Source organism: Bacteroides caecigallinarum (genome assembly GCF_021530995.1).
Classification (GTDB): domain Bacteria; phylum Bacteroidota; class Bacteroidia; order Bacteroidales; family Bacteroidaceae; genus Phocaeicola; species Phocaeicola faecigallinarum.
On sequence record NZ_JADYTF010000123.1, the window covers coordinates 1 to 9945 of the forward strand.

The following is a 9945-nucleotide window of genomic DNA, read 5'->3' on the forward strand; positions in this document are numbered from 1 at the left end:
GTATAAAAGTATTGAAACAAAATTTTATGAAATACACCTGAATGCCAATCAGAAAGTAAAAGCAAATTATCAAACGATTAAGTTTTGTACAAAAAATAAAAAGCCGGAAATAAAAAAGAAAGCCAGACAATGCGAGTTTTCACTAAAACGATGAAGGAATATCAAAATAGACTGACAAAGGCGGACATTATAAAAAACCAATTAAGTACTTTTGTGTTCAGAAACCAAAGAAAGAATAAGCCCGACATTTTCTGGTGCCGACCATCGTCGGCAGTAGTGTCGACCATAGTCAGCAAATGTGTTGACCATCGTCGGCAGCTCTGTCCACAATCGTCAGCAGCCAAACAGATATTGACAAAACATAAAAAACAAAAAAATATGGGAAAAATAAAGTACGATTTTTACAAGAATCCGGACAACAAAGAAGGTAAACTGAAATCGGAATACCACATCAGAGTATGCGGACAGCAGACCATCAGCACTAAAGGAATTATAGAATTGATACATAATGCCAGTACTCTTACACCGGCGGACATTAATGCTGTAATCTTTGCATTTCAGGACGAGATTGCCAATCAGCTGGCAAAAGGAAATATTGTAAAGTTAGAAGGGTTGTGCAACTTCAATATCAGCCTTAAATCCGCAAACGGGACGTGCACAGGTAAAGAAAACGGAAAGGGAATAGTGGTGAAATCGGTTAATATCAATCCGGAAAAGGAATTTACTGAAAGGGTAAAGAAATTGGCTGCAGAAAACGGAATGGAAAAGGTTATAGCAAGACATTCTGACGCTATCACAGACGAGAAAGTGGACGAAATACTGACAAATTATTTCAGAACAAACAAGGTAATCACACGTCAAAGGCTGCAAGACATCTGCTCAACCACGAGATATATGGCCATGCAACAGATTAAGCGTCTGACCGGAAGTGGAAAACTGGTCAACGTAGGTTTCCGGAACCATCCGCTGTATATGCCTGCACCGGGAAGTTTCGGAACTAAGGAAGAATGAACAAATGATTGGATATGAAAAAGAGGGCATAAAAAGAGGGCATGCCCATCCGGAATGCCCTCTCCATATTATTACTTGTAGAACCATTGTTACTTGTAGAACCTCAAAGTTCCGGCCTCAACCAGCGAATTGTGATTTACCCTATATCCGCATGATGAATCTCCCATTTCGATGCGCTTGATATACCCGTCGGTATTCTTTTCATCGTCCACCACTTCTATTACAAGCTGTTTCTGCTTATAGTATTTTGGGTTCAAGTTTATGGTTATCTTGTCGAATGTAGGAGCAGTCAGAGTATATTCTGGGACTCCAGGACAATCAGGATAGAATCCCATCATACTGAAGATTGCCCATGCCGACATTGTACCAGCATCATCATTTCCCGGAATACCGTCAGGTGTTGGTTTGAAATATTTTTCAAGCAGCATCTTGACAGTCTTCTGCGTTCTCCATTCTTCACCCTTAAAGTAGCTGAAAAGATAAGGATAGGCTATGTCAGGCTCGTTGGCAGGATCGTAATATCCTTTGTCGAATATCATCTGGAGTTTGTCAATAAACTTTTTCTTTCCTCCCATAAGTTTTGCCAGACCTTTCACGTCGTGAGGCACATAGTATGTATAGTTCCATGCGTTTCCTTCGTGGAATCCCGGACTAGGCTCGAAGTTTTCGCCCTGCATAGGGTCGAAAGGACCGTAGAACTCTCCGCTTGGCAGGATAGGACGCAAGGTTCCGAACTCCTTGCAGTAGTAGTTCTTATATCCCATAGAGCGTTTGTAGAACATCTTCGCGTCGTCCTTCTTTCCAAGCTCTTTGGCAAGAGTTGACAAAGCATAATCCGCAATGTAATATTCCAGTGCATGAGATACGGAATTGTCAAACTGTTCCATCAACGGTACATAACCTTTTGACATATAATCGTCATTATCCGGACGCATCAGATTGTCTTTTCCGGGCATTGTGGCAGACTTATACATTGCCTCGTATGCCAGATTGATATCGAAATCTCTTAGTCCCTTCATCCATGTGTCTACAATAACCGGCAAGCTAGGGTCGCCTTCCATAGTGAGTGTCTCTCTTCCATAAAGTTCCCATTTTGGAAGCCAGCCATGTTCTCTGTACATATCAAGCATGGTTTTCACCATTTCAATCTGTCGTTCAGGATATACAAGCGTCATCAGCTGATGCAGATTTCTGTATGTGTCCCACAATGAGAAAACAGTATATCTATCGCCTTTTGTAGAGAGTATCTTGTCACCTTCCATCGAAGGATACTGTCCGTTTATGTCCTGAAGTACGTTTGGATGGATAAGTGTGTGATAAAGCGCCGTATAGAACACTGTCTTCTGTTCCTTAGTTCCACCTTCCACCATTATTCTGCCCAGATCGTCGTTCCATCTGTTTCTTGCCTCCTGATGTATTTCGGCAAAATGTCTTCCGGACTGTTCCTTGTCAAGGTTTTCTCTGGCATTTTCAATACTTACAAACGACACTCCCATGGATACTTCTATTTCCTCACCTTCGGAGGTATCGAATGTGTACCACACTCCTATGTCGTCGCCTGCAATGTCTTTTCCGTACTTATCATATATCTTATACTTGCCGCTATGCTGGTCCCACTCAGCCTCAACTCCCTGCATTTCGCGCTGTTTCTTCCAATATCCGGACGCAACAGGAGCCTTGCTGACTCTCATGACGAAATATATCGGGAAGACAGCTTGTGGATTATAACAGAAAGTGCCAAGAAGTTTCATACCCTCAATCTCGGTCTCACTTACTTTTCTTACGAAAGCACCGGTCTCATTGGTCAGACCTTCACCTAGATTAAGCAATATATTGCTTTTTCCTTCAGGGAAAGTGAAACGCGTCAGTCCGCTTCTCATGGTAGCTGTAGCTTCTGCCAGTATATCATATTTTTGCAGATAAATACTGTAATATCCGGGAGTAGCTGTTTCCTTTTCGTACTTACTACCATAATTCTTATAATCGACGTCGAGTTCACCTGTAGTAGGCATCAAAAGCAAAGAGCCCAATTCGGGACATCCCACGCCACTAAGGTTAACATGTGCAAATCCGGTAAAATAGCTGTTGGTATATTCATACGGAGTAGACCACCAACGCGCGTCCTTGTCATATTTATTATCGGCTGAGCCCATAACATTAAACGGAACAACAGACATCAAACCATTAGGACATACTGCGCCTGGATTGCAAGTTCCGAAGTTTGTAGTACCGATAAACGGATCTACATAGTCTACCGGCTGCTGAGCCATTGCGGCTCCGGCAAGGACTGTAAACATTACATTAAATAGCAGTTTTTTCATATATTCCAATTGCTGATACAGTATAAGCTGAAATTTCTTATACTATAGAGTTATTTTTTACAAAATCTATTATCTCTGATATATATCCGAAAGCCATACCGACTACAGTATCGGCGGCGCCGTAGTACACGGCAACTCTTTCACCATCCTGAAGGGCGGCACATGGGAATACCACGTTAGGAACATCTCCCTGAAGTTCGTATGGAGCTGCCGGGGCAAGAAGATAAGGACGTGTACGATACAAAACCTTTTCAGGATTATCCTTGTCAAGAATCACTGCACCCATTGAGTATCTGAAGCCATTGCATGTAGTGATTACTCCGTGGTAGAACATAAGCCAGCCTTCGTCGGTCAGGAACGGAACAGAGCCGGCACCAATCTTCGTACACTGCCAAGCGCTTTCCGGGAATGGAGTGACTTTCATCACACACCTGTGTTCGCCCCAGTATTTCATGTCAGGACTATAGCTGATGTATATATCACCAAACGGTGTGTGTCCGTTATCGCTAGGACGGCTCAGCATGGCATACTTGCCGTTGATTTTCTGCGGAAACAGTACACCATTTCTGTTGAATGGTAGGAAAGCATTTTCACATTGGAAGAATTCCTTGAAATCAAATGTATAGGCTATACCGATAGTAGGTCCGTGATAACCGTTGCACCACGTAATCCAGTAACGGTCTTCAATCCAAGTGACACGAGGATCATACTTATATTCCGATTCTATCATGTCAGTATTGCCCGCCTTGAACTGAATAGGTTCGTGATTTATTTCCCAGTTTATACCATCTTTACTGAAACCGGCAAAGATATTCATCTGTACGGCCTTGTTGTCGCAACGGAACACTCCGGCAAAGCCATCACCGAAAGGAACTACCGCACTATTGAAAATACTGTTTGAAGTGGGGATGTGATATCTTCCGATAACCGGATTCTTTGAATATCTCCACATCACATCGTTACAACCTGCCGGGCGTTCTTCCCATGGCATAATAAATTTCTCTGTCATATTTATCAGATTTAAATATTATAAAATAAGATTCATTCTTTCTGTCCTTCTATAAGCATACCGTCCTGATTATACTTAAACGGGATGAAATAAGTCATCAGGAATGCCGGAATTGTGGCTACCAGCACAAAAATAAAGAACGGTTCATATCCTCCTGGTCTGTTGAACCATTCACCCAGTGTCTCACAAACCCATCCGCTCATCATTCCCGGAATCATCACTCCCAGATTCATAATGCCTGAAGCAAAAGCATAATGCGCCATCTGGTGCTTGCCTGAAGCTACCTGCTGCATCATAAACAGTGTAAGTCCTACGAATCCAAAACCATATCCGAAATACTCAAAAACTATTCCGCCGCATATTATCAAACCGTTTTCCGGCTGGAAAAAAGCTAAAAAGGCATATACCACAAACGGCAGATTAAATATACAGCATAAAGCGAATAAAGTATTTTTCAATCCTTTTTCAGAGATGTAATATCCGGCAAGCAATGAGCCCAAAACAAAGGCGGCAGCACCATACGTACCGTAATAGAGCCCTATTTCTTTTTCTGAAAGTCCCAATCCTCCGGCTTCTCTGGCCGCTTTCAGGAATAAAGGTACAATCTTCATCACAAAGCCTTCGGCAAATCTGTACAGGATAATAAAACAAATATAATATACGATATGACTCTTACGGAAGAAATCAGACAATACATTATATAATTCTGATAATATTTCTTTTCCGCTTCTCTGCCCCTCTGCCTTAACCGCTTTTGTTGAAGGTAAGGCAAATATATGATACAATGCCAACAATATCATCACAGCCGACAGTATAAGCATAATTGTCATCCAGGATTTCTTGTTTGCCTCAAGTACGGAACCTACAGCCGAATAACTTTCTATAAAATATCCGGCCAGGTATACCAATCCTCCTGTAGCCACAATCTTCGCTATATTATAGAATGCGCCCTGCCATCCTATATATTTCGCCTGTTCCGAATTGGACAGTTCACTCATATAAACACCATCGCATGCAATATCATGTGTAGCTCCACTGAAAGCTATTACCGCAAGCAAGGCAATAGATATGGCAAAAAAGCTGTTCAGATTCAATGATAAAGCAACAAGACCGAATGCAATACCTGTTATCAGCTGAGTTGCAACGACAAAGAACTTCTTTGTTTTGAAAAGCTCCAGGAATGGGCTCCACAAAGGTTTTAATGTCCATGGGAGAAGTATCAATGATGTCCAGAATGTTATAAGCTTGTCATCGACCTCCAGTCCTTTGAACATAAGTACTGTCACCATATTCAAGACTACAAAAGGTAGTCCCATGGCAAAATATGCCGACGGGACCCATGTTATAGGACTCTTACAATTAGTGTTACTCATAATAATTTTTTTCAATTAGGCTGTATTAAAAATAAGGTTAGTTAATTCAAAAAAAGTTATCTGTCACTTAAAATTCAAGAAATCCATCTTTTAAGATTTTGTCGTGCATGACAGATAATCCCGGTAGCATTTCTCATTTTCACGACTAACATTTTTGCAAATATCGTAAAAAATCTTATTATCAGCAAACTTTATATTCATTTCCGGAAACATTTCATGAACATAGAAATACCAATCTGATATTCTACTGATACCTGATTTACAGGACAGATAGCAGATTGGTATTTAAGAAATGTCCGCTACAAAGTTTGATACGTTTTACGAATTATACTCTACGTTTTCTAAACTCTGACATAATCACTGCTACAACACCAATAGCCAGTAAAGCTAATGCTATATAAGCAATGGTTTCAGTAGTATGAAGCGATTTCGGGTCGAACTTAAACTCTATCATATGTTTTCCTGCAGGAACATTCATCGCACGGAGAATATAGTCGGCACGTCCGTGTTCAACCTCTTCACCGTCAATAGTCGAAATCCAACCCGGATAATATATTTCCGAGAATACCACTACCCCACCGTTCTTGGAATCAACCTCATATTTCAATGCGTTAGGCTGATACTCTTTCAGAACTATTGAGCTGAGGGAGTCTGGAGCGGCAGTCATCTTAACCTGTCCAGCAAATTTCCTGTCAACAACAGCTGTGTGTAGCGGATTAATATCATGCAATGCATCTATCTCCTCATTTGCATTGTCAACATATTTCACATCGCCTATAAACCAGGCGTTTCCGCAAGCATACGGATTGAACACCGGAGCAGTCTTTCCGTCCTGAAGCGGAAGGATGAAATATCTTGTGTTAAGCATGTTCAGAACAGGGAAAGCGTTCTGGTCAACTTTAGCCATATCACCACCTGCCTCTGAGAGTTTAGAGAAGACACCGTTCATTTCACCATGGATATGTTCCTCAATTATCTCCTGATAACGGCGAAGCTTTGCTGCGTGATATCCTCCGATACTCTTATGCCAGTAAGCCGTATTGTTCTCGTTGAATGTATTCACAGCCAGGTTCAATACTCTGTAATCCAAAGATTTGTCCTTCAGGATTTCCTTGTCAGTTTCCGACGGTTCCAAGTATGGTTTCATCTCTGTTCCTTTTGCAACGAACTGTTCGTCGTACAGATAGCGTTTGTTCACACTCCACATATCCACAAGACACAACAGAGCTATAAGAGCTACCGTAACCTTCGGTTTCAGCTTTCCAATCGAATAAGCATATACCAAAGCTACACCTATCAGGATAATTACAAGACTGCGCCATGCATCGGAAGTAAATATCGAGACACGAACCTCTTCAAGGTTTGTCAATATAGGAACAAGCTGGTCCTGAGGAATAGCATTCTGAAGAGCTGACATCTCCATTGTGGAAATATACGAAGGGAAGAACACCTGAGGAGCCAAAGCAAACAGAAGAGACAAACCTCCTGTCAGTGCCAGACTGGTATAAAATCCTTTCGCATTCTCCTTAATTACGGAAGGACGTTCCATTATCTCTTTCAATGCCATGATGGCAAGCAGAGGAATAGTAAATTCCGCAATTACAAGAATAGACGAAACGGCACGGAACTTATTGTACATAGGAACATAATCGATAAAGAAGTCTGTCACTCCCATGAAATTCTTTCCCCACGACAACACAATAGAGAAGACTGTTCCCACTACAAGAGCCCATTTCATTGGGCCTTTCACTATGAAACATCCAAGGATGAAAAGGAACATCACAAATGCACCCACATAAACCGGACCTGAGGTACCCGGCTGTTCGCCCCAGTACTGTCCCAACTGCGAGTACAGCCCACGATACATAGGATTTGCCTTCTTCATCGCATCCTCATTTGCAGCCAAAGGTACGGAAGCCCCTCCTTTCACATTAGGGACAAGCAGCGAGAATGTTTCGCCTATGCCATAGCTCCATTGTGTGATATAATCGCGTTCAAGTCCGCTTCCTGTCTGATTGGCTGAGTTTTCCTTCACCAGTTCACTCTTGCCTCGCATACTCTCCTTGCTGTACTGATATGTGTGATAAAGATTGGAAAGATTGATACAGACACCTATCACACCTGCCACTACAAGCACTCCGGTCGCCTTGAAGAAATCCTTCAGCTTATTTTCCTTATAAGCCATCACGCCGTAGGCTACAGCCATAAACAGCATAACGAACAGGAAGTAATAACTCATCTGCGGATGATTTGCAACTATCTGCAGTGCGACAAACAATGCAGTGAGCAATCCTCCGGCAAGATATTTTCCACGATACACCAGCACCATACCGGCTATTGTAGGTGGAATGTAAGCCAGAGTGACAAATTTCCATATATGTCCAGCCGCAATGATAATAAAGAAATAAGATGAGAAAGCCCATATTATCGCGCCAAGAGCAGAAAGCCATACCTTGAAGTTGAATGCACGAAGCAGGATATAAAAACCGAGGAGCATCACAAACACATACCACACGTATGTAGGCAAGAACAGATGATAAACCTTCTGGATGAATCCCAAAGCTTCGGTAGAATCATAACTTGGCGACATCTGATAGGTAGGCATACCTCCGAAAATAGAGTTTGTCCAGCGGGTACGCTCACCCGTTTTTTCCAGATACTCTTTTTGTTCCTGACCAGAGCCGATACCCGCTACGGCATCATGCTGGGCCAATATTCGTCCTTCGGTGACTGCCGGAAAGAAATATGCGAACGATATTACCGCAAACAATACCACAGCCACAATGTCCGGAATAAGTTTCTTGAATAAATTCATACTATATCAAAGAATTGAAAAATTAAATAAACTATTAGTATTCAGTCGGCAAAGATAACATAATACTGCTTGAAATGTTGTAAATTTGCCACCGAAAATCAAAATTAGAACAAAATTACCGAATGAAAATAGGAATTATCACAGCCATGTCTTCCGAACAGAAGCAACTGGCAAACCAACTCACAGAGATAAAAGAATCAAGTAAAGGTCCTTTCAACTACATAGAAGGAAAAATCAACAGCAACGAAATAGTACTGATGCAGTGCGGTATAGGAAAGGTAAATGCAGCTGCCGGAACAGTGGAAATGATAAACAACTTCCAGCCTGACTGTATCATCAGCACCGGTGTGGCAGGAGGTATAGACACTTGTCTGAAGGTGATGGACGTAGTGGTGAGCCGCAATATAGTATATCACGATGTATGGTGCGGCGAAGGTAATGCCTACGGACAGATTCAGGGACTGCCTACTTTCTTCGAAGGCAACGAAACACTCTACAATACAGCAATGTCACTCGATACTGAAACAGCCATCCACGGAGGCCTCATCTGTACCGGCGACAAATTCATAACCGACCGCAAGGAACTGGACGAAATAAAGTCAAACTTCCACGAAGGTCTGGCTGTAGATATGGAATCAGCGTCTATAGCTCAGATTTGCTATCTGTATAAAGTCCCGTTCATCAGCTTCAGAATCATCAGTGACACTCCGGGAGCAGAAAACCACTTCGACCAGTATCTGAACTTCTGGGGCGAAATGGCAAACCGTTCGTTCAAGGTTACAGAAACATTCCTGAAGGCATTGCCTAATAGAATTGGATAATCTTTAATTATTAATTTTTAATTCTTCACTCATGGAAAAGATACCAAGTTTTACAATAGACCATATCCGTCTGCTACGCGGAATATACGTATCAAGACAAGACAAGGTGGGAACAGAAACAGTAACCACATTCGATGTCCGTATGAAGGAGCCTAACCGCGAACCGGCATTAAGCCCCTCTGCCATCCACACAATAGAGCATCTGGCCGCGACATTCCTTCGCAACCACCCGGCATGGGCAGACAAGATTATATACTGGGGGCCTATGGGCTGCCTCACAGGTAACTATCTTGTAGTAAAAGGTGACTTGAAATCGGCAGATATACTTCCGCTGATGATAGAAACTTTCCGTTTCATTGCCGATTATGAAGGTGAAGTTCCTGGAGCAACAGCCAAAGACTGCGGTAACTATCTGATGATGAATCTTCCTATGGCAAAATGGGAAGCTAAGAAATATCTGGAAGAAGTTCTGGAACAGGCAACTGAGGAAAATCTGAATTATCCTGCATAATGAGAAAAAGCCGTTCAGTAAACGTTTAGTGAATGTTCGCTGAACGGCTTTAATTTAAAATAATACTACAGATTTCCATATATT

General features: G+C 42.0%; 7 protein-coding genes. 3 read left to right on the forward strand and 4 right to left on the reverse strand.

Annotated features, from left to right (window positions below; genetic code table 11):
• Positions 1-378: 378 nt before the first annotated feature.
• Entirely contained in the window at positions 379-1011 is a 633-nt protein-coding gene (locus I6E24_RS13735) for an HU family DNA-binding protein (RefSeq protein ID WP_235329103.1), read from the forward strand.
• Positions 1012-1100: 89 nt separating this feature from the next.
• Here the strand turns inward: I6E24_RS13735 and I6E24_RS13740 are convergent, their stop codons facing one another.
• From I6E24_RS13740 to I6E24_RS13755, 4 genes are all read right to left on the reverse strand, one after another.
• The gene (locus I6E24_RS13740; RefSeq protein ID WP_235329104.1) at positions 1101-3332 is read right to left on the reverse strand and encodes a GH92 family glycosyl hydrolase; all 2232 of its coding nucleotides are present in this window, start codon (positions 3330-3332) and stop codon (positions 1101-1103) included.
• 37 nt (positions 3333-3369) lie between these two features.
• Complete coding sequence (locus I6E24_RS13745) at positions 3370-4341, reverse strand: glycoside hydrolase family 130 protein (protein WP_235329105.1); 972 nt, start codon at positions 4339-4341, stop codon at positions 3370-3372.
• Between the two features lie 32 nt (positions 4342-4373).
• On the reverse strand, positions 4374-5714 hold the full coding sequence (locus I6E24_RS13750; protein WP_235329106.1) for an MFS transporter: 1341 nt from the start codon (positions 5712-5714) through the stop codon (positions 4374-4376).
• A gap of 325 nt (positions 5715-6039) precedes the next feature.
• On the reverse strand, positions 6040-8529 hold the full coding sequence (locus tag I6E24_RS13755) for a YfhO family protein (protein WP_235329107.1): 2490 nt from the start codon (positions 8527-8529) through the stop codon (positions 6040-6042).
• 122 nt (positions 8530-8651) lie between these two features.
• Between I6E24_RS13755 and I6E24_RS13760 the strand changes: the two genes are divergently transcribed.
• Together I6E24_RS13760 and I6E24_RS13765 are read left to right on the forward strand one after the other, a co-directional pair.
• Positions 8652-9350, forward strand: coding sequence for a 5'-methylthioadenosine/adenosylhomocysteine nucleosidase (locus I6E24_RS13760; protein ID WP_235329108.1), 699 nt, complete (start codon positions 8652-8654; stop codon positions 9348-9350).
• Between the two features lie 31 nt (positions 9351-9381).
• A complete protein-coding gene (locus tag I6E24_RS13765) occupies positions 9382-9861 on the forward strand; it encodes an S-ribosylhomocysteine lyase (RefSeq protein ID WP_235329110.1) in 480 nt (159 codons plus the stop codon).
• The last annotated feature ends 84 nt before the right edge of the window (positions 9862-9945 follow it).

Excerpts from the sequence above, each read along its gene's own strand:
- I6E24_RS13735 (WP_235329103.1), top strand. The coding sequence starts at position 379 with ATGGGAAAAATAAAGTACGATTTTTACAAGAATCCGGACAACAAAGAA.
- I6E24_RS13740 (WP_235329104.1), bottom strand. The coding sequence starts at position 3,332 with ATGAAAAAACTGCTATTTAATGTAATGTTTACAGTCCTTGCCGGAGCC.
- I6E24_RS13745 (WP_235329105.1), bottom strand. The coding sequence starts at position 4,341 with ATGACAGAGAAATTTATTATGCCATGGGAAGAACGCCCGGCAGGTTGT.
- I6E24_RS13750 (WP_235329106.1), bottom strand. The coding sequence starts at position 5,714 with ATGAGTAACACTAATTGTAAGAGTCCTATAACATGGGTCCCGTCGGCA.
- I6E24_RS13755 (WP_235329107.1), bottom strand. The coding sequence starts at position 8,529 with ATGAATTTATTCAAGAAACTTATTCCGGACATTGTGGCTGTGGTATTG.
- I6E24_RS13760 (WP_235329108.1), top strand. The coding sequence starts at position 8,652 with ATGAAAATAGGAATTATCACAGCCATGTCTTCCGAACAGAAGCAACTG.
- I6E24_RS13765 (WP_235329110.1), top strand. The coding sequence starts at position 9,382 with ATGGAAAAGATACCAAGTTTTACAATAGACCATATCCGTCTGCTACGC.